The sequence below is a fragment of the Pseudarthrobacter sp. 05T312 genome, from assembly GCF_056396685.1.
Map to the genome: position 1 here is coordinate 522,295 of NZ_JBFTLY010000001.1, position 23,899 is coordinate 546,193.

At 61.6% G+C, this 23,899-nt stretch carries 33 protein-coding genes; 20 read left to right on the forward strand and 13 right to left on the reverse strand.

Going from position 1 to position 23,899, the window contains the following annotated elements; translation table 11 throughout:
* The first annotated feature begins 53 nt into the window (after positions 1-53).
* The 9 genes from AC1DIP_RS02610 to AC1DIP_RS02650 all read left to right on the forward strand — a co-directional run bounded on the left by AC1DIP_RS02610 (position 54) and on the right by AC1DIP_RS02650 (position 5,961).
* Positions 54-1,760: a DNA primase family protein gene (locus AC1DIP_RS02610; RefSeq protein ID WP_477732717.1), complete on the forward strand. Its 1,707-nt coding sequence runs from the start codon at positions 54-56 to the stop codon at positions 1,758-1,760.
* A 138-nt stretch (positions 1,761-1,898) separates the two neighbouring features.
* Positions 1,899-2,159, forward strand: coding sequence for a hypothetical protein (locus tag AC1DIP_RS02615; protein WP_477732718.1), 261 nt, complete (start codon positions 1,899-1,901; stop codon positions 2,157-2,159).
* Between the two features lie 94 nt (positions 2,160-2,253).
* Complete coding sequence (locus tag AC1DIP_RS02620; protein ID WP_477732719.1) at positions 2,254-3,051, forward strand: competence protein CoiA family protein; 798 nt, start codon at positions 2,254-2,256, stop codon at positions 3,049-3,051.
* Positions 3,052-3,124: 73 nt separating this feature from the next.
* The gene (locus AC1DIP_RS02625; RefSeq protein ID WP_477732720.1) at positions 3,125-3,457 is read left to right on the forward strand and encodes a hypothetical protein; all 333 of its coding nucleotides are present in this window, start codon (positions 3,125-3,127) and stop codon (positions 3,455-3,457) included.
* 109 nt (positions 3,458-3,566) lie between these two features.
* Positions 3,567-3,911 (forward strand): hypothetical protein, encoded by a 345-nt coding sequence (locus tag AC1DIP_RS02630; RefSeq protein WP_477732721.1) that lies wholly within the window; start codon positions 3,567-3,569, stop codon positions 3,909-3,911.
* 188 nt (positions 3,912-4,099) lie between these two features.
* Complete coding sequence (locus AC1DIP_RS02635; protein WP_477732722.1) at positions 4,100-4,327, forward strand: hypothetical protein; 228 nt, start codon at positions 4,100-4,102, stop codon at positions 4,325-4,327.
* Between the two features lie 37 nt (positions 4,328-4,364).
* A complete protein-coding gene (locus AC1DIP_RS02640) occupies positions 4,365-4,862 on the forward strand; it encodes a hypothetical protein (protein WP_477732723.1) in 498 nt (165 codons plus the stop codon).
* A gap of 229 nt (positions 4,863-5,091) precedes the next feature.
* Positions 5,092-5,604: a hypothetical protein gene (locus AC1DIP_RS02645; protein WP_477732724.1), complete on the forward strand. Its 513-nt coding sequence runs from the start codon at positions 5,092-5,094 to the stop codon at positions 5,602-5,604.
* Between the two features lie 114 nt (positions 5,605-5,718).
* Entirely contained in the window at positions 5,719-5,961 is a 243-nt protein-coding gene (locus AC1DIP_RS02650; protein ID WP_477732943.1) for a thioredoxin domain-containing protein, read from the forward strand.
* Positions 5,962-5,990: 29 nt separating this feature from the next.
* On the opposite strand, the gene AC1DIP_RS02655 is transcribed toward AC1DIP_RS02650, so the two are convergent.
* Positions 5,991-6,842 (reverse strand): hypothetical protein, encoded by an 852-nt coding sequence (locus tag AC1DIP_RS02655; RefSeq protein WP_477732725.1) that lies wholly within the window; start codon positions 6,840-6,842, stop codon positions 5,991-5,993.
* Between the two features lie 95 nt (positions 6,843-6,937).
* Complete coding sequence (locus tag AC1DIP_RS02660; RefSeq protein ID WP_477732726.1) at positions 6,938-7,474, reverse strand: hypothetical protein; 537 nt, start codon at positions 7,472-7,474, stop codon at positions 6,938-6,940.
* Positions 7,475-7,616: 142 nt separating this feature from the next.
* Between AC1DIP_RS02660 and AC1DIP_RS02665 the strand changes: the two genes are divergently transcribed.
* From AC1DIP_RS02665 to AC1DIP_RS02690, 6 genes are all read left to right on the forward strand, one after another.
* The gene (locus AC1DIP_RS02665) at positions 7,617-7,898 is read left to right on the forward strand and encodes a hypothetical protein (protein ID WP_477732727.1); all 282 of its coding nucleotides are present in this window, start codon (positions 7,617-7,619) and stop codon (positions 7,896-7,898) included.
* A gap of 157 nt (positions 7,899-8,055) precedes the next feature.
* Positions 8,056-8,619, forward strand: coding sequence for a hypothetical protein (locus AC1DIP_RS02670; RefSeq protein WP_477732728.1), 564 nt, complete (start codon positions 8,056-8,058; stop codon positions 8,617-8,619).
* On the forward strand, positions 8,620-9,363 hold the full coding sequence (locus AC1DIP_RS02675) for a M50 family metallopeptidase (protein ID WP_477732729.1): 744 nt from the start codon (positions 8,620-8,622) through the stop codon (positions 9,361-9,363).
* A gap of 218 nt (positions 9,364-9,581) precedes the next feature.
* The gene (locus AC1DIP_RS02680; protein WP_477732730.1) at positions 9,582-10,607 is read left to right on the forward strand and encodes a hypothetical protein; all 1,026 of its coding nucleotides are present in this window, start codon (positions 9,582-9,584) and stop codon (positions 10,605-10,607) included.
* A gap of 67 nt (positions 10,608-10,674) precedes the next feature.
* Positions 10,675-11,190 (forward strand): hypothetical protein, encoded by a 516-nt coding sequence (locus tag AC1DIP_RS02685; protein ID WP_477732731.1) that lies wholly within the window; start codon positions 10,675-10,677, stop codon positions 11,188-11,190.
* Between the two features lie 51 nt (positions 11,191-11,241).
* The gene (locus AC1DIP_RS02690; RefSeq protein WP_477732732.1) at positions 11,242-11,763 is read left to right on the forward strand and encodes a hypothetical protein; all 522 of its coding nucleotides are present in this window, start codon (positions 11,242-11,244) and stop codon (positions 11,761-11,763) included.
* A gap of 54 nt (positions 11,764-11,817) precedes the next feature.
* Here the strand turns inward: AC1DIP_RS02690 and AC1DIP_RS02695 are convergent, their stop codons facing one another.
* From AC1DIP_RS02695 to AC1DIP_RS02705, 3 genes are all read right to left on the reverse strand, one after another.
* On the reverse strand, positions 11,818-12,051 hold the full coding sequence (locus tag AC1DIP_RS02695; RefSeq protein WP_477732733.1) for a hypothetical protein: 234 nt from the start codon (positions 12,049-12,051) through the stop codon (positions 11,818-11,820).
* A gap of 173 nt (positions 12,052-12,224) precedes the next feature.
* Positions 12,225-12,923, reverse strand: a complete 699-nt coding sequence (locus tag AC1DIP_RS02700; RefSeq protein ID WP_477732734.1) for a helicase associated domain-containing protein — start codon at positions 12,921-12,923, stop codon at positions 12,225-12,227.
* Between the two features lie 17 nt (positions 12,924-12,940).
* Positions 12,941-13,108, reverse strand: coding sequence for a hypothetical protein (locus tag AC1DIP_RS02705; protein WP_477732735.1), 168 nt, complete (start codon positions 13,106-13,108; stop codon positions 12,941-12,943).
* Between the two features lie 111 nt (positions 13,109-13,219).
* On the opposite strand from AC1DIP_RS02705, the gene AC1DIP_RS02710 reads away from it, so the two are divergent.
* A complete protein-coding gene (locus AC1DIP_RS02710) occupies positions 13,220-13,600 on the forward strand; it encodes a SpoIIAA family protein (protein ID WP_477732736.1) in 381 nt (126 codons plus the stop codon).
* A 38-nt stretch (positions 13,601-13,638) separates the two neighbouring features.
* Here the strand turns inward: AC1DIP_RS02710 and AC1DIP_RS02715 are convergent, their stop codons facing one another.
* From AC1DIP_RS02715 to AC1DIP_RS02750, 8 genes are all read right to left on the reverse strand, one after another.
* Positions 13,639-13,854, reverse strand: coding sequence for a hypothetical protein (locus AC1DIP_RS02715; protein ID WP_477732737.1), 216 nt, complete (start codon positions 13,852-13,854; stop codon positions 13,639-13,641).
* A 293-nt stretch (positions 13,855-14,147) separates the two neighbouring features.
* The gene (locus tag AC1DIP_RS02720; RefSeq protein WP_477732738.1) at positions 14,148-14,558 is read right to left on the reverse strand and encodes a hypothetical protein; all 411 of its coding nucleotides are present in this window, start codon (positions 14,556-14,558) and stop codon (positions 14,148-14,150) included.
* A gap of 110 nt (positions 14,559-14,668) precedes the next feature.
* Entirely contained in the window at positions 14,669-14,890 is a 222-nt protein-coding gene (locus AC1DIP_RS02725) for a hypothetical protein (RefSeq protein WP_477732739.1), read from the reverse strand.
* Positions 14,891-14,899: 9 nt separating this feature from the next.
* Positions 14,900-15,154 carry a hypothetical protein gene (locus AC1DIP_RS02730; protein WP_477732740.1) on the reverse strand — a complete coding sequence of 85 codons (255 nt, stop codon included), beginning with the start codon at positions 15,152-15,154 and terminating at the stop codon, positions 14,900-14,902.
* Between the two features lie 169 nt (positions 15,155-15,323).
* Positions 15,324-15,926, reverse strand: a complete 603-nt coding sequence (locus AC1DIP_RS02735; RefSeq protein ID WP_477732741.1) for a hypothetical protein — start codon at positions 15,924-15,926, stop codon at positions 15,324-15,326.
* 95 nt (positions 15,927-16,021) lie between these two features.
* Complete coding sequence (locus tag AC1DIP_RS02740) at positions 16,022-16,516, reverse strand: DM13 domain-containing protein (protein WP_477732742.1); 495 nt, start codon at positions 16,514-16,516, stop codon at positions 16,022-16,024.
* 1,345 nt (positions 16,517-17,861) lie between these two features.
* Positions 17,862-18,818, reverse strand: a complete 957-nt coding sequence (locus AC1DIP_RS02745; RefSeq protein WP_477732743.1) for an HNH endonuclease — start codon at positions 18,816-18,818, stop codon at positions 17,862-17,864.
* Positions 18,819-18,890: 72 nt separating this feature from the next.
* A complete protein-coding gene (locus tag AC1DIP_RS02750) occupies positions 18,891-19,478 on the reverse strand; it encodes a recombinase family protein (RefSeq protein WP_477732744.1) in 588 nt (195 codons plus the stop codon).
* Positions 19,479-19,868: 390 nt separating this feature from the next.
* Here AC1DIP_RS02750 and AC1DIP_RS02755 point away from each other — a divergent pair, with 390 nt between their 5' ends.
* The 4 genes from AC1DIP_RS02755 (at position 19,869) to AC1DIP_RS02770 (ending at position 23,621) form a co-directional block, all read left to right on the forward strand.
* A complete protein-coding gene (locus AC1DIP_RS02755) occupies positions 19,869-20,402 on the forward strand; it encodes a hypothetical protein (RefSeq protein ID WP_477732745.1) in 534 nt (177 codons plus the stop codon).
* Between the two features lie 292 nt (positions 20,403-20,694).
* On the forward strand, positions 20,695-21,738 hold the full coding sequence (locus tag AC1DIP_RS02760; protein WP_477732746.1) for a Vgb family protein: 1,044 nt from the start codon (positions 20,695-20,697) through the stop codon (positions 21,736-21,738).
* A gap of 176 nt (positions 21,739-21,914) precedes the next feature.
* Positions 21,915-22,304, forward strand: coding sequence for a hypothetical protein (locus tag AC1DIP_RS02765; RefSeq protein ID WP_477732747.1), 390 nt, complete (start codon positions 21,915-21,917; stop codon positions 22,302-22,304).
* Between the two features lie 630 nt (positions 22,305-22,934).
* Complete coding sequence (locus tag AC1DIP_RS02770) at positions 22,935-23,621, forward strand: DUF2625 family protein (protein ID WP_477732748.1); 687 nt, start codon at positions 22,935-22,937, stop codon at positions 23,619-23,621.
* Positions 23,622-23,899 lie beyond the last annotated feature (278 nt).

Consider the following 23,899-nt stretch of genomic DNA (forward strand, 5'->3'; position numbering starts at 1 on the left):
AAAAAAACGGGAGACAGCCTGGCCGCTGTCTCCCGTCGAAAGGAACTTACTCCGTGACCACCATAACCACAGCTCCCTCCCCGGTCCAGCAGGATGACACCACCAAGAACTTCTACGGCAAGCTGCCCGACACGTCCCGGCTGGGCGAGGCAGCGCGCATGAACCTCACGGACATGGGGCTGGGCGCACGTGTCGCCATCCACGGCAAGGGCCGGTTCTGCTTCCGGGTAAACGGTGCCGGCGGCGACTGGTACCGCTACACCGGCACCCACTGGGAGCTTGACGACGGGGAAGTCGAAATCCAGGCGTTCACCCGGACGGTCATCGGCTCCATTGGGTCCGAAGAGGCCGAATGGGCCAAGGACAACGACCCGATCGTTGCCGAGAAGCAGTCAGCCCTGGACCAGGCGACGGCGATCGGCCTCACCCCTGAAACTGTCGAGAAGGCCAAGGCCGAGCTGGCCAAGGCAGAAGCTGCCGCAGCCTGGGCCCGGCAAGCCTTCAGCGAAAAATGCGAGAACGGCGAGAGCCACATCCGGACCGCCGTGAACGCGGCCAGGAAGCCATTGTCGGTCGGCGACGGGCAGTTCGACCGCGAGCCTTACCTGTTCAACTTCCAGAATGGGACGCTGGACTTGCGCGTCATCGGCAAGCGCGAGCTGCTCAAGCACAACCCGGACCACTTCATCACCAAGGTCGCTGCCGTCGATTACAAACCCGACGCAAAGCACGAGGACCTGGAACGGATTCTGGCAACGCTCGACAAGTCCGGTCCGGGCATCTCGGGGTTCATCCGCCGCTACCTGGGGAGCGCCTTGACCGGGCTTAGCACCAGCAAGGTCTTCGTGTACATCAAGGGCGCCGCAGACGCCGGCAAGTCGACGTTGTTCGAAGCATTCGCTGAAGCCCTCGGAGACCGGAACGGTTCGGGGTATGGCCGTATCATCTCCCCGGCTGTCTTCGCGGTCTCCAAGAACGACTCCGGTGATAAGCCGAGCTCCACCCTGCATGGGATGCGCGGGATCAGGTACATCTTCATGGACGAAGCTGAGCGCGGCTTCATGAGCGCAGAGATCGTGAAGAAGATGTCTTCCGGCGGAACGATGGCGACCCGGGATCTGTACGCAAAGAACGTCAGCTGGTCGGCCGAGTCCAAGCTCCTGTTCGCGGGCAATGAGTGGATGGGCCTTCCCGACAATGACCCGGGCATCGTGCGGCGGCTTATCGCCTGTGAGCTGACCCACCAGCTGACAGGAGACGAACGGGACGAGCACCTGCAGGACCGGATCAAGCAGAAGGATGCCTTGGAGGCCATCCTGGCTTGGGCCGTTGAGGGCGCCTACGAATGGCTCTCCGAAGGCTCCAGCAAAGATGCGCTGCACATGACAGAGAAGATGGCTGACGCCTCGCAGAACTACCTGAAGCAGGCGGACCCGCTCGACCTGTGGTGGGAAGAGAACGTCATTGAAGTGGATGAGGGGACCGACCCCCGAGCACTCGAGTATGTCCCCCTCAAAACCTCCGAGTGGCATGAGGAGTACACGAACTGGGCCAAGCGGCACAACGTCAAGTCTCCGCTCACACTCCGGCACTTCGGCGAGCGACTCACGGCCCGTGGCTTCCTGCCCCTTAGGAACCCGACGGAGGTCCGCTACACGGGAAATGGCCAGAGCCGGGTGATCGCCTCCGGGAAGTTCCGGCAGGGGATCCGCCACTTGGGCTCGACGGCATCGAACCGTTGGTCCCTGTGCAACTACTAGAGGGGACCACAGCGCCGGGGCGTAATCCTCCCCGGCGCTGACTGAAGCGTCAAGAAAAGACAAAAAGACCTGCAAATAATGCATGTATCTGCTGGTTTATCCTATATACTTTGATAAAGACCGACAGAAAGGTGCATCATGCTCAAGCAGTCGAAGGCCACCTCCGGCCCTGACGGCGCCACCGGCCTGGAAGAGATCAGGCAGCGCCTGAACACCCAGGTTGCTATCTACGCCAGGGACTTCGGAGCGCTGCTGGGCATGAGTCCGGCCGAGACCACGGAGGCCATCAGTAAGAAGCGACTCGGTGTGCCAACCTTCCAGGTGGTAGAAAACGGCATGCATCGGGTTTCCAGCGACGTGGTGCGGCAGTTCTGCGCCGAGAAGGGCATCGAACTGTGAGCGCGCTGATCAATCGGGCCGGCCGGGCAGGTCGCCTGTGATTACGGTTCTCGTGGCGGGCAGTGCCGTTCGGGCGGCTATCTGTGGAGCAGCTGTGACTGGTCCCGTTCAGCGCTGGCTGACAGGCACTGAAGCACGGGAAATGGCCGAGCAGGGACTGCTGCGCTGCGAAGACCCGCATTGTGCAGCGAAGATCTTCTACCGCCAGGGGCCGGGGCGCCCGCACTGGGCGCATGCCCCAGGAACCGCCGTTGAATGCGCCGCTACCGCCGGTAGGGGTCCCGGGGATTTTCACAACTACCTCCAGTTCGATGTCCTGGGCGGTGCCTTCGCCCACGAGTTCTCCGTACCGGGCGCCCGCGCAGATGCGATCGTGCAGCGGATCGGCTCGAGGAAGCATGTGGCCATCGAAGTTCAGCACTCGCCGATTGCCGCCAGCACGATTCTTGCCCGCCACGCAGCCCACCAGGCCGCCGGCATCATGGGCACCGTCTGGATCATCAACTCCGCTGACATCACTGGCAGGGCTCCCGGCGGCGTTGTTACCACGGCCTGGGTCGTCGATCTGATCGAGGCCTGCCGGAATACTCCGGGCAATTACCGCTGCACGGTGGCCATCTACAAGGACCGCCGCCACATGGAACGCGGGGAAGTTCTCAGGATCATCGACCAGGCAGACATCGGACACGACGCTGATGGGCGTCGCACAGCCACCATCAAACTTGTCCCAGGCCAGCTGCCTGTTGAGGCCCTTCGCCTCTTCGCGGCAGGCAAGGACCGCCCCCGGGAGATCCCCGTGGAACTCGAAAATGCGGTGCGCGCCTTGGATGCCATGCCGACCCGCCGAGTGAAGAAGATCGCCCAGGAGTGGCAGCCGGCCATGGCTGCCTAATACGAAACTCACAAGACTCACTCGCGGTCACAAGAAGTCAGAACCACAACCACCCCAAAGAAATGAGAAGCCCATGAGCACCGCAACCACCGAACGCCCCACGACCGCCACTTTTGACGTCTCAGCCCCCAGGTACAGCAAAAGCCCCAAGGGAGAGTGGCGAGTGGTCGGCCCCGCATCCATGGTGGTCGAAGGCCCCGTGACCGTCGTCAAGAAGAACGGAAAGACGACCGTAGAGAACGTCGTTGGTGTCGGCACCACCTTCGACCGCGGCGGCGTGCAGTGCCGCTACGGCTACCTCAAGTCCAAGTTCGAGCAAGCCCAACAGTCCCCCGCGGTCGCGGTATCGGAAGGGAATTTCCTCCCGGACGAATACGACAACCTGGCCATCGAAGACGAGTTCTGATGGGAACTGATTCTCTGAACGGGCTGCCCCACCTTATGTGGTCTGGCGGCTAGTTCAGAGAGTCAACCGACGCCCCATCACGACAAGATCAAAGAGAAGAGAAAAGACTATGTCCACCGCCATCATCACCCCGAAGATGCCCGCTATCTCCCGCTCAGCAACCCGCCGCCCCTGGGACGAACTCTGCGAGGAATGCTACGACCCTAGCGTCATCCCGGACCCGCGCTCCTTCGCGCACATCGTTATCTTCATGGATAACGGGCGGATGATCGCCTCCCCTGAGTGCGGGCAGCATCGCTTTGACATCACCATGGCCGGCCATCTGGCTTTGGCTGGTGTCCAGGTCCTGGCATCGGAGGAAGGTGCCTGTGAGTTGCGCGATCCCGAGCAGCTGGACAAGGCGGTGACTGCGTTGAATGCTGCCGGCGCTGACGTTACCGTCGCGCTGGTCTGATCCAGACAAAAGGCGGCCAGCGCTGACCACTGGCCGCCCTCCACGCTCGCTCCTGGTTAGATGATTCATCCTCAAAAAAGATGGGGCGAAAAATCGAAATATGCAACGGATATGTTGCAAACTGGGCCTTTTCTCTATAGCCTGAATGAACTGCATCAAAACCATCCACTGATCCAAGGAGAATCCGAATGGCCGGCACCACCGCATCCAACGTCACCCCGCTGGCCTACTCCCTGAAATACGTAGCCAAGCGGCTCCGGTGTAGCCCCCAGGAGGCGCTGGACAGGGTCATGAAATCTGGCACCTCCGTCTACGTGAAAGACGGGGAGTGCAGGGTCCCCCGCGGAGCGGTAACCGGGTACGACACCCGATACGACACCCGGGCCGCCTGGTCCTCAACCCGCCAGCCCGCCTGACCACTATCACCACCATCACCAGAAAAGGAACCAAACCATGACGGCCCAGACCCTTACCTCCAGCCTCGAAGCCCAGCAGATCGACACCATGAACCGGGCCATCGCCGACCTGGAATTCCACCCGCACTACCTCACCCGTGTGGCCAACCAGCCCCTGACGCCCAACGGACTGGCCTTCCGTGTCCAGGCAGCCTTCGGGAATGGGGAGCTGTATGACACGCGGTACACGGCGACGGACGACCTGCACTTGGTCTTCCTGGCTGACCCATCCATCCCCCCGCACCTTGTCCGCCAGGCGCTGCAGACCGTCGCCCTGGACCGGATCGTCGCCGAGACGATCAACGCTGAGTCGGCGATGGCAGCTGAGCGCCACTTCCAGGGGCAGGCCGGGGGGCTCTGCCCGGAGCTCAGGCGCATCCCCCGTGGATGCCCTGTTCGGGACGTCCAGGACGCGTATGTGGCCATCGTCCGCCGGCTGATTAAAACCCCCGGCTACCGAGACCAGATTGGTGACGAGCTCACTGACGTCTTCTAGACTCACAAGCTTCCGGGGTGGTGCCCGGAAATGAGAACACTAGCAATTCAAGCGTTCCTGCCCAGCGGGGCTTTCGCTCCTTTTCGCCCGGTGCGTGGAAGCCCTTGAAAGGCCCACCCAAGAGCCCCAAACCGCCAATTCCACCAGAGTCAGGAACATAAACGTGGCCCCTGTAACAAGCCGTTCGCAGCCAGCAGTGTCCGGGACAAGTCCTACAGATCGGAAGCCCTTGACCTCGTCACCCACCGCGGACTACCAGAAGATCGAGATGATCGCCGCAGCAATTGGGGAAGTACCCGTTGATGCATCTGTGGCCGCTGAATGGGTGGAGTACGACGTCAGCACCTGGGGGATTGCGCAACGCCTGGCCGATATGTGCTGCGAAATGTTTATGCACGGGCCGACCGGTCGCGTGTTCCTGAATGACCCGAGCATTGGCGAAAGCCTCTTCCTGCACGTGCTCACAACGGACGGGCTGGCCCGTGTGCTCGACTGCATGCGGGAGCTCGAAGCCGGCATTGCGGCTGAAAGGTACGCCCGCAGAAGCTCATTGGTGGGCCGCCCGCTTACGTCGAAGACTGTGCTTCACGCCGCTTGCGCCCCCGGCGGGACCCGTATGAAAACGGAAGCCGCCGCTAGGATCCTTTACCTTTCGGTGCTCGATAGCCTGACCCGCCAGGAGGACTTCTACGGCCGGCTGCGTGACGTCGCCCTACCGGCAGCCCTCGAAGATCTGTTCTGACCAGCAACCTGCCAACCCAATCGGCCGAGGGCAGCGGCCAAAACCACTGAAGAAGGAGCCACCTTGCAAAATCAACTCATCGTCCTGTCCCGGCCTGACTGCGTTCAGTGCAATATGACCTACCGTGGCCTGGCCAAGAAGAAGATCCCTTACCGCTCCCTCGATATGAGCAATGAGGCGGATCTAGCCGAAGGCGGCCAGATACTCCGCGCCGAAGCCCACAAGCTTGGTTACCTGCAGGCCCCGATCATCCTCGTCAAGAACGCCGATGGGGAAACCTTGGCCCACTGGTCCGGGTTCCGGCCCGACAAGCTGGAGGAGTACAAGTCCTCGCTACTGCCGGCGCTGGCAGCATAGGACCAGTCCACCCGAAGAAGCCCGTTGCCTCACAACCAGGCGGCGGGCTTCTTCCGGGTCCGGCTGTCCGGGGGAGGGGTAGCCTTGGCCAGTTCGCTGTAGCGGGTGGCCGCCGTCTCCAGCAGTCGGACGGTTTCAAAAAGTAGAGCTGCAAGCATCCCGTAGTGGATGGTCATTTGGAAGTGGGCGCCCACTTCGGTCTCGGTGCCTTTCACTTTTTCCAACTCATGGGAGGCGACATAGGCCCACTGTTTCCCGTGCGCATGCCCACTTGCCAGTTGCCAGGCTGCAAGCCAGGGGAGGATCGACTGTGAATGAAGCCTCTCGATGTCTTTCAGGATCTTGGTCGTGCTTGGGAGTTCGTTCCTGAGCGGGTTCCAGTCCTCGAGTCCGGCTTGAACGGCTACCTCCTTGAGGCGGGCTCGGAGTTTGGCCTTAGTTGTTCGGAGGCCCATGGCCTGTCGGAATGCTGCCGATTTGTCGACCTCGTCCACGGCGAGTTGGAGCCGTCTTTTCACCCGCAATTTCCCGTTGACCGGGTCAAGAAGCCAAAGTGCTACGGCTGCGGCGTCCAGCGCATTACGCACCAGGGCGTAGGCGCCGAAAGGGCCGGCGACCATTTCGGACTTTCCGTCCGATTCCTGGATCACCATCATCTTCAGGGACGCGATGCAGCCCGTGGCAGCGGAGAGTTGTCCGACCGCGTATCCGGAGACGTCGTAGTTGGGCACGCTGGCGTCGTCCGCATGCAGGCGTGAGCCGACTTCAGGATTCATCAGCGGCATCAGCGCGTTGTCCACCACGGCAGCCTGGTCAAAGAGGCTGAGGATCCACTGGCTGTATCGCATTTCCTCGGGGTCATCGACTGCGACCTTGTTCACACGCTGAAGTCTAGGCGGTGTCCGGAACGTCTGCTGCTAGCGCCTGAAGTGCCACGGATACGTTTGTAGGATCATTGCTCGTCGTCCGCGGCTAGTTATTTGCTCTCAGCCAGGGCCCGGCGACGTTCCAGGTGTCGGTTGATGGCCGGCTCATGCGCCTTGACCTCATGGACATCCCAGACCCGGCGAGATCCGATGACCCCGGCTGGGGGTGGAAGCAACTTGCCCCTGGCTGCCCACTCGCCGGGGTACCGGGCTCCGTCCTCGCCCAGACCGAAAGCCTCGGCGATCATTGCCGCATCCATGAAGCCGAGGATGTGGGGGAGGCCTTCAAAGTCCTCTCGGTGTCGCGCCAGCTCATCGAAGTTCATCGGTTCACGCTCGATCCGTGGCGGGAACCGGTCTCTTGAAGACTGCGCGGCGAGGATCGCGGGCACTGCCTGTTCCAGCTCTCGTACGTCCCAGACCAGGGATCCGCCCAACACCCCCGCCGGCCTCGGCAATGCAGCACCCAGGCCTCGGTCGTAGCTGTGGGAAACCAGCTTGTTGAGCCTGGCGCGGTTGAACCCCAGGGCGGCTTGGATCCTGCCGGAATCCACGGCCCTGCCTAGTGGTGAGAAGTCTATGGTCACATTTGCAGTTTACGCGCATACGTCACGGATCTGTTGCGAGCCGCGTTCGCCTAAGGGCATACTTCCTTTTTGGGGTAGACGGCGATACGGATTATTGTTAATCTAAGAGGACCACAAAGGAGCGCATAAAAAGGAGCAAGCCATGGACGCAGGGCTGGCATCAATCTTCACCCGTCTTGGAGCCAGGGACATTCTGGACCGCCTCGCCGACCTTCGACGGGACGCCACCTACGAAGAAGCGGAGCTGCCGGAGGGCGCGATGCTTGCTCTACTCGCAGCTCTAAGCGTCAAGCTTCCTGAGCTGGCCCCTGACATTGACGAGATGCCTGCAGGCCGCGGTACCCGCGACAGCGTCGCTGCCATCCTCAGTGCCGGCGAGGCCGCCTTGGATGCGCGCGCGGACTACCTCTCGGCTGCCGCGTGACTCAGCCCAAACCTTCCCAGTCGAGTGAGACTCGCCACATTTAGGACCATTTTTCGCCCACTTTTGGTCTCCGCGCGGAGAGAAGTCCGCGCCGCCGCACTCATTAACTCCGTACAGAAAACACGCAGCGCACTACCCACCGAAAAGAGAACTCAAAATGATCCAGCCCAGCCTTACCTTCCTCTCCCTGTCCATCCCCGCCGCCCTGAAGGCCATCGGCTCCTTCCGCAGCCTGGACGGCCTGCCCGAACCCCTCATCGAAGGCGTGATCGACACCATCGAAGCCCTCATGGCCGTGTTCCCCGAGGCGGCGGTCGAATATAACGCCGGCGTGGACAGCCTCGCCGAAGACTTCAACCACGTCGCAGAGGCCCACCGTGTCCTGGTCCCCGCAGTCGAAGCCGCAAGCTACCCGCTGCACACCGAGCATGGCGTGATGCTCGCCGATACGCCGCTGACAGCCACCTTGTCGCCCCACAACGCCATGGCGCTGCTGCGGGACTGCGTTGGCCACGCTGGTTCCATTAACGATGACGACGAGTGGGATGGGCTCTACAAAATGACGGAGCGCCTTCTGAAGGATTACCCCTCAATCGAGGCCTCGATCGAACAGCGTTTTGAGGATGACGAGCCCGGGCTCGACTTCTTCCGGGAGGCCTACAACGGCATGGTCAAAGCCGGCACGACCGAGCCCCGGGCTGAACTTGCGATGGTCGCGTAAGTGGAAGCAGCCTTGGGAGCGTTCTGGGGCAAAGTCGCAGGGGGCTTCACCCAGGCCGAATCCCCGCAGCTTGGAATCCTGGGGTTCACCCTCGTCCTCCTGTCGGCAACGGCGGTGTCGGTCCTGCCCGTGGTGTGGCGGTACTTCGCACTGTTCGTCACCCTGGTCCACGAGCTGGGCCACGCCTGCGCTGGCATCATGGCCGGCCGGTTCGTCACAGGCATCAAACTGAGCTTCGACCATAGCGGCGTCACGAGCAGTTATGGCAGGCGGGGAGAGGTGTGGTGCACCTTCTGGGGGTACCCGGTTCCCGGCATTGTCGGCGGCGTCCTGGTCTGGGCAGGACTGTCCGGCTGGGCCCCGGCGGCATTCTCGCTGGGCTCCATTGTCCTGCTCCTGACTGTGCTGGCCATCAGGAACTGGGCCGGCCTGGCCATCACGCTGGGAGCATCGGCGGTGGCCGCGCTCCTCGTCTACTTCGCCCCGACCGACGTACTGGGACTGACCATCGTGGGCCTGGGCCTGGCGTTGCTTGTCGGGGCTGTCCGCGACTGGGCGAAGGTGGTCAGCGTGCACACGAAGCGACCAGAAGACCTGGAATCATCGGATGCCCACAGCCTCTTCCGTTCCACGGGTATCCCCTCTCCCATATGGCTGGGGCTATTTGCCGTGCCCATCCTGGCAGGGTGGCTCGCCGCCGCTGCCTCAACCATTCCGGCAGTCCTGGCTGCCACCGCGGCCTAACTGTTTGGCAACCCCTTATGCCCGGGTAGTGGCTTCTGCACTCCACCGTTTTAGGTCCATCGGCCAGGTCGAGCTAGCGAGCACCGGCCGTCTCCGCCGCAGGGGCACAAGGTTGTACCTGGATGGACTGCCCCAGTCCGCTGGAAGGTTCGCCGCTCTACGACGATTGAGCCGGGGCTATTGCCGTGGTGATGCGCTGGTCTCAATAGACTCCTTCCATGACGACTAGAGATCGTGCACTGAAATACACGAGACGGGCCCTCGACAGGTTTGATCAACAGGGGATAACCGTAAACTCTCTACTTCGATTCTGTCTGCGAGTTGCAAGTCTGCGCGAAGATGCTCTCGGCCTCGCTGTGCTGCAGATGGAAACCGAGGACCTACAAGTCCCGAAAGCTGGGCGAACGCTGTTCCCCGAACGAGTGCAAACGCTTAGCGCTGTGCTTCCGTACGAAGAGGCCCATGCAAAACTCGAACAGGCCGCCGAGGCCAAGATAGCCAGGAGATCTATCAGAGTGGATCAAATCTGGGGCGGATCTATTGCTGGCCTCGAACACTCCGTTTCGGATATTGAGCGAAAGATCAAAGCCCTAGAATCTTCCCCGCGGGAGGGCAACGAAGAGATTCGGCTAATGCTCGAAGAAACGCGGCTAGCCCGCATCTATATTCTCGAGCGGACAAAATCATTCCTATTCGACTATTTACTGACCGCGGAGACTGAGCTCGAGCGAGGTCAATCTTACGCAAACGTCTTTGAGCAAACCATGCGCTATGTGCAGGACTCGCTAATGGACATGTCCCCAGAGGCAGCCGAGGAATTCCGGGCCAGCGAACAGCGACTTTTTGAAGCCACTCCCGCAGCCCTTTCGCAGGCGTTGGTGTCATGCCGGCGCGTACTCAAGACGCTGGCGGACTCTGTCTACCCAGCCCGCGAAGATGCCATGGAAGGCATTGACGGGACGAAACGCCGTCTCGGAGATGACCAATACGTCAACCGTCTCCTGCAGTACGCAATGGATCGCACGAATTCCAAGACAACTAGTGACGTGTTTCAACATGGACTGGATGCTTTGGGCCGGCGGCTGACAGCAGTCAACGCGCTTGCCTCAAAAGGTGTTCACGGTTCGATCACTGTGGATGAGGCTCGCGCATGTTTCACCCAGACGTATCTCCTCACGGCTGAAATACTCCGCCTGCGGGACGAAACTTCGGTCCGCCTACACGATTTGGAGACAAACGAATAATAAACTCTTCGTGGGACGAGACGACGTGATGTAGTCGCGGTCTAATACTGCGGCTAGCATTTTGCTCATGGAGGAGCAGGGGCAATTTCTTGCCGCGGTTTCCTTGCCCTCGGAGCGTACGGCGAGGATACTTGAGGCCGGTCGCGTGGCTGCCATGGTGGATGCGTTACTTGACGCCATCTACGCTGGAGACTTGTCGGCGCTTGTCCAACAGGCATGCTTGGAATCCTTTTTTGTCCATGTACGAGGGCTCCTTGAGTTTCTGCAAATCAAGGCAGCAGGCCCGAAACGGGACTTTTCGGCATCGGACGTTCTGGTCTCATGGAAACCGCAAACCGAACAGGTGTCGAAGGAAAAGCTCCTAGGCTACTGGAAAATTGCAAGCAGCCAACTGATGCATTTTTCACGTAACCGCGTGAAACAAGAAGGCGTCCCCCCGGTCGCAGTCGACACAAGCCACGAGGCGCTGAGAGCCATCGCCGACGACGTATTGGTGGTCTGGGACCAGCTTGCGAAGCAACTGAACCATCCCTTGGCGCCTATGCGGAGCAAGTTCTCGCTCTTCAAGCAAATAGAGACGTGACCGACTGCTGGCCTGCTAGAGGCCCCGCCTCAACCTCGTACACTCTGGCATATGGTACCCAACATGGACAGCGGCGGCCGGGTGCTCGAGCTGATAAAAGCTATTGAGTCCGAGAAATTCACTGAATCCCCGGATACCCATCCCGAGCTCCTGCCCCGGACGGCAACGACCGCCATCCAGTCAGCGATGGCCGTGGCGCAGGAAGCAACGCATCTCCTCCGCCCGTTGGTCGAAGAGGCGCGCGCCGAGGGTGCCTCCTGGGCTCACATTGCCTTCGCCCTGGGTTTGGCCAACGCCTCATCAGCCCACTATCTATACGGCCCGAAGAGCGGCCTCGCGCCCGAGGAAAGTCGCGAGGAGAAGCTGGCCGCGCAGCGCACAAGAATCGCCGCATACCGCAGCGGCCGACCTCGCCCTGAACCACTGCTGGGACTGTCTGCTATAGAGGTCGGCCGCCGTCTGGGCATCGACAGGCGCACCGTGAAGCAGAAAGCGCTTCGGGGAGAGATCGAGACGACGACGGTCACATCGGTCAAGGGCGCTCCGATCACGCGCAATTTGCTCCCGGATTAGGCCGCCGCATCAGCCGAGTAGGGGGTGCCCGCTTCCCCCACCCGTGCCCGGGATTCACCACTTCTCGGGGTGCAAACTGAGCTCGTTGGCTAGGATCTGGGCGCAATCCCAGGCTCCGGTGCATATGTGCGGTGTGGCCAGGATCTCAGCGGGAGTGGCTATCTCGCTAAGCATGAGGACCACCTCGGTCCAGCAGGTGATGCAGGCGTCCATCGGCAGGTGCCATTCGGTGATGGCGTGGAAGCAGAGCCGGGTGTAGTCCGATCCTTGGGTTATTGCAATGCTCATACTGTCTCTCTTGTCGTCGTGCCGTAAGGTGTTTTTGAACCTGTCCCCTCAATGTGTGCGGCGTAACTCTCATCAAGGAAGCCCCACGAGCACTACTTTGCGCCTCGGCTATGAGCCTGTTTCTTCGGTGCGCCGGATGACAGCCTTGGCCACAGGCTTGAGCGGACGCCAGTTCACGCCGCTACCTCGCCAGTAGCGGTCGCAATCGGCTTCGATCTCGGACTTGAGTTCGTCAAGATGGGCGTAGAAAGCTTGCTCAGCCGGGCTGAGACCTCGTTCAGCTGCTTCTCCTTGGCCGCGGTGAGCTTCCGGGCCCGGGCGTCGATGCGCTGGGTGTGCAGCCACACGCCCAGAGTGCGCTCCTCCTGGTCGTCAGTCTTGTTGTGCCGGGGCCAGTCGTGCCCGGCGGCCAGCCAGGCGGCGACCTCGGCCAGGCGCTGCTGCCAGCGTGCCGCGTCCGCGTCCCGCTTCGTGGGGTAGTCCCGCCAACCTGGGATGGCGTCCAGGGCCTGGGCATAGACGGGGGCTAGGCTGCCTTCCGTGGGCTCCTGCCGCCGGCGGGCCAGCCACCCCGCCAGGGCTGACTCCTGCGGTGACCGGCCATTGACCGGCAGCCGGCCCTCGGCCTCGTAGAACGCCAGGACGTCCGCCAGGTTCCGGCGGCCCGCATCGGTCACCCGCGGCGGCGGCGCTGGCAGGGCCGCCGTGTGCTCCTGACGCAGGCCACTGTCCTGCTTGGCTGCGATGGCCAGGTGGTAGCGGACCACGGATTCAGCGACGCCGGCGCCGGCGGCAATCTTCGGCGCGGGGATGCCCTTGCGGTACATCAACACCCACTCCGGGTTCGGGGCCGGCCGCTTGATCTGGGCCATTCAGGCGCAGGCCCTGCTCATGGCTGCGGCCCTTCTGTCTTTGCGGTCCGCTTCAGTTCGGCTATCCGCAGCCGCAGGAAGATGATGACCAGCACCAGCGCGTACACCGCCATCACCGCCAGCGCGATCGTGAAGACTGCGTACAGGATGCCGAGAATGCCAAAGGCTGGACTGAGACTGAACACTGCTACCCCCAAATAGTCGTTGGACCCTAGGCTACGCTAGGGCTTTTGCCCTGCCGGTTGAACCCAATGGGCTACGGTCGAGGCTGGATTGGCTCGATAGACAGGGACGGCATGGACAAGGTGGACATCAAAGGCAAAGGCACGATGGAGTTGTCCGGCGGGGTCCTTCGCCTGCACTGGAAGCGGGGGGCGAACATCGGCATCGACGTAGCCAACGCCGCCCTCGCCGCCATCTCCACTCTTGGCCAGGGCAATCGGCTGCCCATGTTGGTCGAGATCGGTGGTGTGACCCACTCCGCGGCGGCCCGAAAGGTCTTTCCCGATCCGTCGAACATGTCGCGGATGGCGCTGTTGGGTTCCTCTCCCGTCGACCGTGTGATCGCCATGTTCCGCCTGCCCCTGGTGCCGGCCGGATTTCCCATTCGGTACTTCACGTCCGAGGACAAGGCTATGGCGTGGCTGCTTGAGGACGCGGAGGAGTCACCGGCCTAGCGGGCGCTCAAAGCCCCTCTTGTCCGCTGCCGGCTGTCCTAGCGAATCGACGTGGGCGGGAGGACGGCGTACCGGGCCGCGTCCTCCTCAAGGAACATGCGCCGCGGCTCGGCTCCACCGAAGACAACCCAGACGATGGATCCGTCAACGGTCAAATCATCGACGACGCCGGTGCCCAGGTCTCGGCCCCCGGCATAGACCCGGACCTCTTGGCCCTGCCACAGGGCAGTGCCGTCCACGGTCCTATCGGTCATCTCATCGGTGTTCATCGCTCGTCCCGTCCGTTGCTTGTCGTTCGCCGAAGGTATGGTCCCCAGGCGACGTGCGAGTAAAGAGGAGCAGCCCTACGGGCCCTCAGCGTGCCGAGCCCAGGTTCGGTCCCCGGACACGGGAAAGGGTGCGCCCCGTTCGCTGAGCGCACCCTTTTCGATTCCCCTTCGCACCGGATCCCCATCCGACTGGCCCCATCATAAGCATGCTTAGCAATGTGTGCGCAAGCCTATGTGCGTATTCATAGCGGAACCGCCGCCATTTCGTCATCCCGTGTCTAGGGCAGGCGTTGGCTTGTGCCCCTGGCGACGGCGTCGACAAGCATCTCGTTGAGCGTGACCCATCTGGAGGACCAGCCGAGCCAGTAGGAGCTGCGGATCCACTCCTCACGAACAGGCGCTTTACTCCTGGTCAATCCGCCCTCCAAATGCAGCCGGTACAGTTCGGCGTCCGTAGCGACGGCAAGACCTGTGTCGGGAAACAGGACCCAGCCGAAGACCGAAGTGCGGTACCTCCGGTGGCCGCTGTAAGTCTCCAGGGGCAGGGGATGGATGCCGCGGGCCTGGGCGGTCTGGACGAACTCAATCAGCCGGCGTCTGTATGCCTGTTGCCGTTCCACCTCATCGGGGTCCTGCGCCAGGGCACAGTGACGCTCCAACGGTCTGTCCTGGTCCTCGGGAAGTCCCATGCCCGCATGATTCCACAACCGGTGCCGCCTGTGTACCGGTAAATGCCCCTGGTATGCGCCTGAATTGCACGGGCCGCAGGTCGGGCTCAGCGGTCCCCGGAAGGGGTCGGCTACCTCCCGCGGTCAAGGAACCAGGAGGCGTCCATGTCCTGCGCGGGCCGGTGTCGGAGCCTCTTGACCAGCGCGATGAACGGCAGAAGCACCAACTGCAGAACGCCGACGGCGATGAGCAGGGCGATGAGTGAAACAATGACCGGCAAGTAGAGGACGAAGACTCCGCCCATTGCGGCAATGTAGCCGGGCGTGTAGCTGAGGATCGTCCCGGTATCCATGATTGCTTCCTAATGCTGGTGCGGACGGGGGATTCTCTGCAGCCTCAGCCGCCGGCGGGGCGCCGGGTTTTGACCTGTTACGGGCGGGATAGTCCGCTGCGGCCTGTGCGGCCGGTAGCTGGTGAGCTCCGGGGACGGGGGAGCCGTGGCAACAACTGACGACCCTTTTCTTCGCCGGCGCAGCGTCAGGAGAACAATCAGGGTCAGGCCGACCCACACGAAGGCAACAACGAAGATCAGCGCCACCGTCTGGGCCGTGCTCATGACGGGACTGCCTGAAGAAAGGCCGGACGCACCAGCGGAAGATTGGAAGCTGGGTTAAGGTCAGCGTTGGTCATGGTGCCCCGGCTCTGGGTGACTACCGTTGAGCTGACTTCATAACTCGGTAGGGCAAGTTTCCGCCCGGCGCATCAGGGCGACAAGAGCTCAGGGCCTAGACGACAGCCCCGTTACCAAACTGCGGCTTTGGTGACGGCTTGGCGACTCCGCGGGCCCAATACGAGATCATCAAACCCACTGTCGCGGCCCCGCCGGCGTACGTCCAGGGCGAGGACCAAGTGCCTTCAGGGGTTGGAATGGCGAAGGCAATCCAGACAGTGGCTATGGCCACGAGAAGCTCCGCTGCCGCCTGCAGTCGGCGTCCAGGGTAGGCGAGCCGGACGAGGGGAATGACCGGCAACAGGAAGAGACCCAGGCTCGGGAACGGGTAGATGGCGTTGAACGTGAAGATCACCAGGCCCAACACGAGCAGGCCCAGGAACTTCAGCAGCTGGACGCGCTGGAGGGGTTTCTCAGGCGTCCACCGGCTCAGCAGCAGCCCCCACGCCGGCAGGCCAAGCAACCAGCCTCCGGCCCAGAAGCCCAGGTTCAGTAATGCCAAGGGAGCGAGCACGGCGCCGGGCAGCAGGAACGCCATGGACTGCCGCAGCGACGGCAGCTTCCCCAGCGGAACGAAGATGCAGACACCGACCAGCAGGTATGCCGTCACATAGCCGGGCAGCAACTCGATCAGTGACGCGGGCCGCAATCCGAACAATAGGAAGGCTATGGCATTGACCACGACGCAGACCGCGGCCACTGTCCACGGGCGCCGCCTCTGAGCAGGGTTCGCCGCGGCACCAGCCGGAGCCTTCACTTCCGGTCACAGAGGACTGCGACTCCGCGTGCGGACTTGGCGGCGTAGTCGTAGATGAGAACGCTCCGCACTGGCTCCTTAATGGCAGACCACATTGGGGAATCCATCACGAAACGCTGGGTGGCGCCGGTTCGGAACGGGCCAATCTCAATCATTCTTGTCGATGACAATTCCGGCCCTCCTGCGCTGTCGGTAAGAGTCCCTGGGCTCAGCATGACTCGAAGGTCCTTGCCGGGTTCGGTTGCCATGTCGTCGAGCTGCAGAACTGCTCCGGACTCGTTGACCTCCAGTACGGCCGTGCCAGTGGTAGCGGCAGCCAGGGGCTGGAACTCGCCTTGCATCGCGGAGGACACCGCCGGGGGAGTAGTGGCGGCCGTAGACGCTTCCACCGGCCGGCTCTCCTGGGTTTCCACCTGGTCTGTGTAGGTACAGCCGGTGAGTGCCACAACGAGGACCCCAGCGAACAGCACACGTCGGATCAGTTCCATCATTCCCCCAATGATTCGTTTCCTTGGCACCTTACCGGACTACATGATGGGTAGATGCGCCTGGCGTCCCTCACACATGGGCTCCAGCGAACCTCCAAGAACGCTCCCTGACGGCCTACGACCACTGCACCGAATAGGACTTAATCATCCAGAGGAGATGCAGGTCGATGCAGAGGATATGCAGGTTGATGCAGTCGAGCAAAGGGCGATAAGGGCGATATTGGTATCTTTGCGGCGTGGGTGGCGGTGGCACGCTCGACGGCGTTTCGAACCTGCTCGGTCGGGCAAGGAAAGCCGTTGAGGTCATCCCTTAGGGACGCCTCGAATGGGATCGCCTGCTGGAGTAGGCCACGGACCCTCTGAAGGCTCGACTGGGCACCTTGAAGCAATAAGAAGTCGCTCGACTCGTCAACCAGAGAGAGGTTCGCCAGATTGAATTGGTAAACGCAGATGAGAGCGTAAAGGTAATTATCGACTAGCCGAAATTCCAAGGTGTCCTCGGGATGCGTTATCCACTGCCGCTGGTAGTCGAGGAGTTCCTCCTCGGCGGGAGCCCAACTTCGGAACGCCGTGGCGCAGATGTGGAAGGGCAACAGACCGTTCGACTCGACCTGACGCGAGTCCAGGAGGCTAAGCGAACCATCGTTCGTGATCCGGTATCTATCAAGTTCCGAAGGGATTGCCGGATTAGCTATTTCAGGGGGCGCGTCCGCGACGACACTTCGCAAACGTGAGTTGAAGTTTGTGCCCCAGGGGATCACTATTGTTCGCCAAGATCGGTCCTGGACAAGAAAGCTCCACGCGGTCATGACGTTAGCTTACGGTTTCGGCTCAATTCCGGTGATTCGTGGTCCTGAGCATGGAAGCGGCGTTGGCCATCACGAGATAAATGAACGGGCCGCCCCCGCGCAAGGTTCCCCCTGCCGCACTGACAGGCCGGACGAGGGCGGCGAACTGAAAGGCACCCGCTGCCCGGTCTGCTAGTCGGTCAGGATAACCCGCACGAAGTCCGAGGGGAGTCTCAGTCTTGCGGAGGGGGAAGGTTGGTAAAGCGCTGCAGTAACGTCAGGGTCATTCGCAGACTGAATTGGCTGAACTGCACGGGGTATCCCGGACCACCGGCTACTGCGAGCTTCGTCTAAAGGTCAGGGGCTGTGTAGGCGACTTAATGACATCCGGTGCAGTCGGCTTCAAAAACGACACCTGAAATGTCTCACGAACTATAGGTAATAACGCCAGGATCCTTGCGCCTTCTGTCTCCCGCTCTTGCGGTCAAAGTTGTCTCAGCAACCCGGTTCAAATTGTTGTCTCAAGTTCCTTCGAGGTAACCCGGACTGCCAACACGTGATTAGAGCTGGTCAGCCACGCCGTCCAGGTGGTATCCCCGATGCCAGGCGAAGTAGTCCCGCGAACGTTCGTCATGAGCGAGGCAGATGCGTCCGAGGAGGTTTCCGAGGTAGTGCCGAACCTGTCCGTGTTCCACCGTTTTGCCGGTCCCGATGGTTCCGTTTGCACGGACGGTGAGGTAGCCGTGCTCGAAAAGCGCATCGCAACCGAAGAGACAAGCCAGCATGCACACGTTGCGAGTGTCCATGCGCTCCCTCTCGGAGCACTTCGAACGGGGTTTGATATGTGCGGCGACCAAGAACTCGTCCGGATAGGAGTGCCCGCAGAGAGAGCACGAGCTGCCCCGGAGCTGTAGTTGTTGGTTCCGCAGATAGCGCTGCTCGGTCCGGACGGCGGAGAGGGTCAACTTGTCGCTTGGACCGCCGAGGTATGGCGCCGGAGGCCACGCCCCGTCCAGCTGCATGTCCCCGCCATCGTCGATTTCCAGCCCTGCCTGAGTCAGCAGTTTCAGGGCGGCGTAACGGTCAATCGGGTATAGGTAGCCGTTGTTGGAGCCTCCTTTCACTGTCACCGGGCCTTCGCCTGGTGGCAGGATCGTATAGGCGTCCTCCCGCGGTATCCAAACTTCGGAGAGGGGATCGGTGAGTATCAGGATGCCGTTCGTGTCGGCTGGCTCCCTGTACCCGCGAACAGGCGGATATGAAGGCGTCGGAAGGGTGGCCACGAGGCTGACGCCCTGAACTGCCGGGCTCTTGAAATTCAGGACGATGTCTCCTGGCCTTACATCGTGGAGCGTCTCCCAAGAGGCGACGCGCTGGCCCTGGGCGCCTCTAAGGGGTGCCCACAAGGTCCCGTCGGGAAATACCTGCCGAAAGTTCTTGGATTGGAATGCCCACCAAAAGCTGGTGGCAGGATTGACGGGGACCGTCATCGGCTTGTCCTTCTTGGAACTGGTCATGATTATTGCTACCGAAAACTTTATGACTCTAGGGGATTCTGGGAAGTGGCTCCGTAGGCGCCGCGGCCGGAACTAATGTCGAGTGGGAGCCACTGCCTTTCGACGCTCGGCCTCCGTCGTTATGGACCGGTAGATGGTGGCCTCGCTGACGCCGACAGCCCTAGCCACCTCTTTGACCGTCATTTGCTTGGAATCGTACAGTTCCTGAGCCCTTTGCAAGGCCTTGGGGGATAGGGCCTTAGGCCGACCGCCGTTCCGTCCGCGGGCCCGCCCGGCAAGGGCGCTCCGGGTCCGCTCCGATACCTGGCTCAGCTCGAATTGTGCCAGGGCACTAAGCAGGTGAAGTGTGAGCGTGCCTTGCGGCGTTGACGTGTCGATCGCTTGCTCGAGGACTCGCAGCGTAACGCCCTTTTCCTGCAGGGACTCGGCCACTTCAAGCAGGTGCTTGATGCTGCGCCCCATTCGGTCCAATCGGGTGATGGCCAGGGTATCGCCGGGCCGGAGCGCTTTTCTGCAGGCGTCCCACTCAGGCCTCGACGCGGCCGATCCGGTCATGACGTCCGCGTAGATTACCTCGCAACCGGAGGCACGTAGATGGGATTCCTGCGCCTGCAGCGACTGACTCGCCGTGCTGACTCTCGCGTAGCCAATGGTCACCATACGTATCTGCCTCTCTCAGTTCGCCCAGCTGGTTCTGTTTGAGATGCGTCTCGCAAAACACAACCCCAAATGAGGGTCAGATTCTGAGACTGTTCTGAGAGTACTTGGGGGGTCTGACAGGGTGTCATTTTCAGAAGTCGTCTGCACTGAATGTCAGAAGTCATCTGCACTGCGACTGTGTGTTCGTAAGCGGACCCCTTTGTCAGTCACCGAAGTCGGCTGCACAGAAGGTCCAAAGTCGTCTGCACAGCCTCCCGCAAAGAGGTTTTCCTTGCGGAGGACAAGGCCCAGCTTCACTGATGTCCCGAGTTGGTTCGGTGCCGTATAAGCTCTGCTTGTTTGGGGGCCGTCAAGGAGCGCTCCTGCATGCTAGAAGGAGCGCGCGCCCGTATGAGCTATGACCAGCAGTCTTCCCACCGGCGGCCGTGGCTTTCTGAACCAGGTCCCGAGGTAGAAATCCTCTCCCCGCTCGACGCTGAGAAGTCGCGGAGGTGGCGGCTCGTCCTAGGGTGCAGTTCCGTGTTCCTGGGCCTCATGTCCGGCTTCTACGCCTATACCAACATCTCCGCGCTCATCCGGGTGATGGATACCGTCGCCAGGTCCGGGGGCTACATCCCCGGCGATGCCATGAGCCGTGCCGTCGCGATCATCGCTGTCTTCTGCGTGCTTGCCCTCGCCTACGTCGGAGTAGGGATCTGGAACATCATTGCCCGGCTCTCCACGGCCAGGGCACCTCTGATCGCCGCCATCGTCCTGACGGCCGCGGCATCCATCCTGATCGTCCTCTATATGACGACAAAGTCGTCCAGTGGAGTCGAGATCAGCGCGCTCGGGCTGAACGCGCTCATCATCTCCCGATGCGTTACCGTCATGCGGATGAAAGAGGTCGCTGCTTATCCCGCAGCTGCCGAATGGACCAACTGACAAGGCGATCTTTCGCCTTCGGGGATAGATCGACGGCAGTATGCTCTTCGAAGGTCTTTTTCTTGCAAGGTTTGGGGGTAGGTGCATGCGGTTCACCGCGGGCATATCTGTGGCTGTCGCTGGCAGCATCCTGTTGATTGGTGCTGCCCCGTCGATGGCATCCGGGGATTTGGTTTATGTTGGCCAATTCCCTCTCGGCGTTGTCGTCGACGCCGAGGGCACTGCTTACATTGGCGATACCGGAGGAGTTCACGTTCTTCCCGCGGGCGCGAGCACGTCGACCAAGCCGCTCATGACAGGCGTCAACCCGAAGGGAATGGCATTGTCTGCGGACGGCACCCTGTTTGTAGAGGGACCGACCTTGGGCGACCTGCCGCAGGAAAAACTGACGGTCATACCCAAGGGCTCCTCTGCCGTGGCGCGCACCATTCCGCTCAGTCCCGGCGCCCACCTCATATCCGCCGCGGCCGACGGCACTGTTTTTGTTCCCAACCCGGAACTGGGGACAGTGTCAATCATCCCGCCGGGAGCCGACGCACCGGCCCGCGAGGTCACCGTCGGCAACAACCCCAAAGAAGTAGCCGTAGCCCAGGACGGCACCGCCTACGTGACCAACCAGGGCAGCGGGACCGTCTCGGTCATCGCCCCGGGCGCCGGGACGGTTTCACGCACTATTGATGTCAGGAAGACACCTGACAGCGCCGGCGCTCCGCACGGGATCGCGGTAGGCCCGGACGGCGCCGTCTACGTCACCAACATCACCTCAAACGACGTCGCAGTGATCAAGCCCGGAGACTCAGCCGTCTCCTACCGGGTCCCCGTCCCGGGCGGACCAAAGGAAATCGCTGTCGGCCCGGACAGCACTGCCTATGTTCTTTCCGAGGCCAGCAGCCTCAACGTCATCGCACCAGGTGAAACAAGTGTCCGCCGCAGCCAGCCGACGGCCCGGAACCCCGGGCATCTCGCCGTCGCTCCCAACGGGTCCGTCCTGGTCACCAACACCGCCGATATGTCCGTGACGGTCTTCCCGGCCCAGGACCTGGGCATCCCCGCGCTGGCGGCTGTCAAGGCCCAAGCTGCTCAGGCTGAGGCTGAGGCAAAAGCAACAGAGCCCTCGGCTCAGGCCAGCTCAGACACCACGGGGAACGGCATCATGTCCGACCTTCCCGTCATCGTCGGCACCGTGGCGGCGGCCATCCTCGTAGGGGCCGCCGCGCTGATCCTGGTCGGCAGAAGGCGCAGGCGTTCCGAAGCTGCCCACGACGCAGCCACATTAGAGCCATCGGCAGAGGATCCTGAAAGATCTGCAGTCCTTTCGGATCACACACCAAACTGAGCGTCCGGGTTTCCTTGGTGCGGCCAACGGCCCTTCCGTGTTCGACAAGGATCCCTCACCGGACGCGTGCAAGCGGCGGCTCCCCGGCTGGCCGTGGCCCGACGCCAAGTGGATATTTCCAAACATCAGAAGTGCCTAGCTATCTCCCGTCTGTCTTGGGCCCTAGGCTGACACTCGTGGAGGACACCGATGGCAGCAACTTTATTCCGACGCTACGGCGCGAGTTCGCTGGCGGCGCATACAGCAACTATCGGGTCAAGGCGGGTCCTCCCTGGATTCGTTTTGTGGTCACTCCCGAGCAACTGGAGTTTCACGGCCGCGGACTCATGCGGTTGTTTCGGCTAGGTCCGTGGACAATACCGCGTCACGAGGTTAAAGAGGTTTTCGCCAAGCGAAAGAACCCGTTTGGGATCTTTCGGGAAATCGAGATCGTCACTACGGACCCCACCGTGTGGTGGGTCTTCTGGCCTTCAGAAGATGCCGGATCGATTCTCCTCGCAATGGAAGAGTTCGGTTACCCAGTGGAATGGACACCGCATAATTGGGCGGGCATGCCTATCGATTGATTGCTCTGTCACGAAGAGGAACCGGCCGGGCGAAGTGAAGACTCGTCCAAGGTGGAGTAGCGCCCGGTGAAGGATCCGCCAACGGGGCACCGCAACCCATCATGGAAGTGACTTGTACACCTAGTGCGTGGGGTCTTGCCCTGTTTGGATGGCCGGCGTTGCTTTCTCGTTGGTTGCACGTAATCGAAGGCGGTATAAAATTCGGCATCGGAATATGGTCGCCCCCGATAACATTTGGTGGCGGACGGGACTGCCTTGGCGATAAAAGGGTGCAGAATCGCCCGCGCCGGAGCGGACTCAATAACGAATGGATGCTTCTAATGAAATCCAAGCCTCTTCGCATCGCCGCAACTTTGGTTGCTGCGGCCAGTCTCGTCGTGCTCATCCTCGTGCTAATCACAGGACGCTTTGAGCTTATTTACGCGCCGGCCCTTCCGCTCATCCTCTGCTTGGTACTGCTGTTTATGCGGACCAAGGACCCTCAGTCAAATCGCTAGTCAGGGAAAGTCCTGATAACAAGAGGCCGACAGGCTCAGCAGTGACGTCCTGAAAGCAGGCGTCCTCGGGTGCCCGTAGACCGATCCCTTGCCGGCCCGTCCTGCCAGGCGCAATCCATGACAGCATCTGACCATGACTTCAATACGATCTGCGGATGAGCTTCTCCACGTCGACGCCCCCGCGTGGCCGCGGCTGAGGGCGCTCTTGTCCGAGGCGGCCGTCGAGGTCAGAGTGCTGCCAGCGGATGACACCGCCAGAAGGAATGTGCTCTACCGCCTACAGGTGACGGCAGCGTCGACGCTTGGTGCCATCGCATCGAACTGCGGGGCTCTCGTCCTCGACCACGGATGGGTACGCATACTTGGCGCCGGCGCTGAGGGAATCGAGGATCTCGCGACCGTGAACGCTCTCGGTGACCCCGACCATCGCGCAGCACCCCCGGGTCACCTCGTCGTCGGGTATGACGTCCTGGGTGGAGTGTTCGCCATCAACCACGATGATCTTTCCGCCGAAGTCGGCGAAGTTTGCTACTGGGGTCCCGACACGTTGGAGTGGATGCCCCTGGGAGTCGGCCACACGGCATTCATCGAGTGGCTGCTGAACAACGGAATCGCGGATTTCTACCAAGAGTTTCGCTGGCCAGGATGGGAAGCGGAAGTCTCTGCACTGTCCCTCGATGAAGGTATCAGCGTGTACCCGTTCCTCTTTACGGCGGAAGGTCGCAACATAGCGAAGGCGGCAAGAAAGGCTGTGCCCTTCCAGGAGCTGCTCAACCTGAATGAACATCTGGGCCAACGCCTGGTCGCAGGGCCAGAATGAAGGGCTGCCCTTCAGGCGCCCGCTGAGGGATCCCTTATCGTGGCTGTTTCGCCCTGGAAAGACCTAGCTTTTACATTTACCAGTAGCGTCCGAAGATGGTCTGGATGTAGATCAGCATCAGGATGTAGCCTGCGCAGCATAGCCATACGTACGGCCAGGGGGTGCGTGACTGTTCCGCCTTTGGCTTCCCTCGTTTCCCTTGGGGGCGAAGCACGATCACGTAGAGGCTAAGGGGGCGCCAGCGGTAGACAGCAAGTGAAGCCGCCACGAAAAGCGCG

Bases quoted from the DNA above. Each gene is read 5' to 3' on its own strand.
- AC1DIP_RS02615 (WP_477732718.1), top strand. From the start codon at position 1,899: ATGCTCAAGCAGTCGAAGGCCACCTCCGGCCCTGACGGCGCCACCGGC.
- AC1DIP_RS02625 (WP_477732720.1), top strand. From the start codon at position 3,125: ATGAGCACCGCAACCACCGAACGCCCCACGACCGCCACTTTTGACGTC.
- AC1DIP_RS02630 (WP_477732721.1), top strand. From the start codon at position 3,567: ATGTCCACCGCCATCATCACCCCGAAGATGCCCGCTATCTCCCGCTCA.
- AC1DIP_RS02635 (WP_477732722.1), top strand. From the start codon at position 4,100: ATGGCCGGCACCACCGCATCCAACGTCACCCCGCTGGCCTACTCCCTG.
- AC1DIP_RS02640 (WP_477732723.1), top strand. From the start codon at position 4,365: ATGACGGCCCAGACCCTTACCTCCAGCCTCGAAGCCCAGCAGATCGAC.
- AC1DIP_RS02650 (WP_477732943.1), top strand. From the start codon at position 5,719: ATGACCTACCGTGGCCTGGCCAAGAAGAAGATCCCTTACCGCTCCCTC.
- AC1DIP_RS02665 (WP_477732727.1), top strand. From the start codon at position 7,617: ATGGACGCAGGGCTGGCATCAATCTTCACCCGTCTTGGAGCCAGGGAC.
- AC1DIP_RS02670 (WP_477732728.1), top strand. From the start codon at position 8,056: ATGATCCAGCCCAGCCTTACCTTCCTCTCCCTGTCCATCCCCGCCGCC.
- AC1DIP_RS02680 (WP_477732730.1), top strand. From the start codon at position 9,582: ATGACGACTAGAGATCGTGCACTGAAATACACGAGACGGGCCCTCGAC.
- AC1DIP_RS02685 (WP_477732731.1), top strand. From the start codon at position 10,675: ATGGAGGAGCAGGGGCAATTTCTTGCCGCGGTTTCCTTGCCCTCGGAG.
- AC1DIP_RS02690 (WP_477732732.1), top strand. From the start codon at position 11,242: ATGGTACCCAACATGGACAGCGGCGGCCGGGTGCTCGAGCTGATAAAA.
- AC1DIP_RS02695 (WP_477732733.1), bottom strand. From the start codon at position 12,051: ATGAGCATTGCAATAACCCAAGGATCGGACTACACCCGGCTCTGCTTC.
- AC1DIP_RS02700 (WP_477732734.1), bottom strand. From the start codon at position 12,923: ATGGCCCAGATCAAGCGGCCGGCCCCGAACCCGGAGTGGGTGTTGATG.
- AC1DIP_RS02710 (WP_477732736.1), top strand. From the start codon at position 13,220: ATGGACAAGGTGGACATCAAAGGCAAAGGCACGATGGAGTTGTCCGGC.
- AC1DIP_RS02715 (WP_477732737.1), bottom strand. From the start codon at position 13,854: ATGACCGATAGGACCGTGGACGGCACTGCCCTGTGGCAGGGCCAAGAG.
- AC1DIP_RS02720 (WP_477732738.1), bottom strand. From the start codon at position 14,558: ATGGGACTTCCCGAGGACCAGGACAGACCGTTGGAGCGTCACTGTGCC.
- AC1DIP_RS02725 (WP_477732739.1), bottom strand. From the start codon at position 14,890: ATGGATACCGGGACGATCCTCAGCTACACGCCCGGCTACATTGCCGCA.
- AC1DIP_RS02730 (WP_477732740.1), bottom strand. From the start codon at position 15,154: ATGAGCACGGCCCAGACGGTGGCGCTGATCTTCGTTGTTGCCTTCGTG.
- AC1DIP_RS02740 (WP_477732742.1), bottom strand. From the start codon at position 16,516: ATGATGGAACTGATCCGACGTGTGCTGTTCGCTGGGGTCCTCGTTGTG.
- AC1DIP_RS02745 (WP_477732743.1), bottom strand. From the start codon at position 18,818: ATGACCAGTTCCAAGAAGGACAAGCCGATGACGGTCCCCGTCAATCCT.
- AC1DIP_RS02750 (WP_477732744.1), bottom strand. From the start codon at position 19,478: ATGGTGACCATTGGCTACGCGAGAGTCAGCACGGCGAGTCAGTCGCTG.
- AC1DIP_RS02755 (WP_477732745.1), top strand. From the start codon at position 19,869: ATGAGCTATGACCAGCAGTCTTCCCACCGGCGGCCGTGGCTTTCTGAA.
- AC1DIP_RS02760 (WP_477732746.1), top strand. From the start codon at position 20,695: ATGACAGGCGTCAACCCGAAGGGAATGGCATTGTCTGCGGACGGCACC.
- AC1DIP_RS02770 (WP_477732748.1), top strand. From the start codon at position 22,935: ATGACTTCAATACGATCTGCGGATGAGCTTCTCCACGTCGACGCCCCC.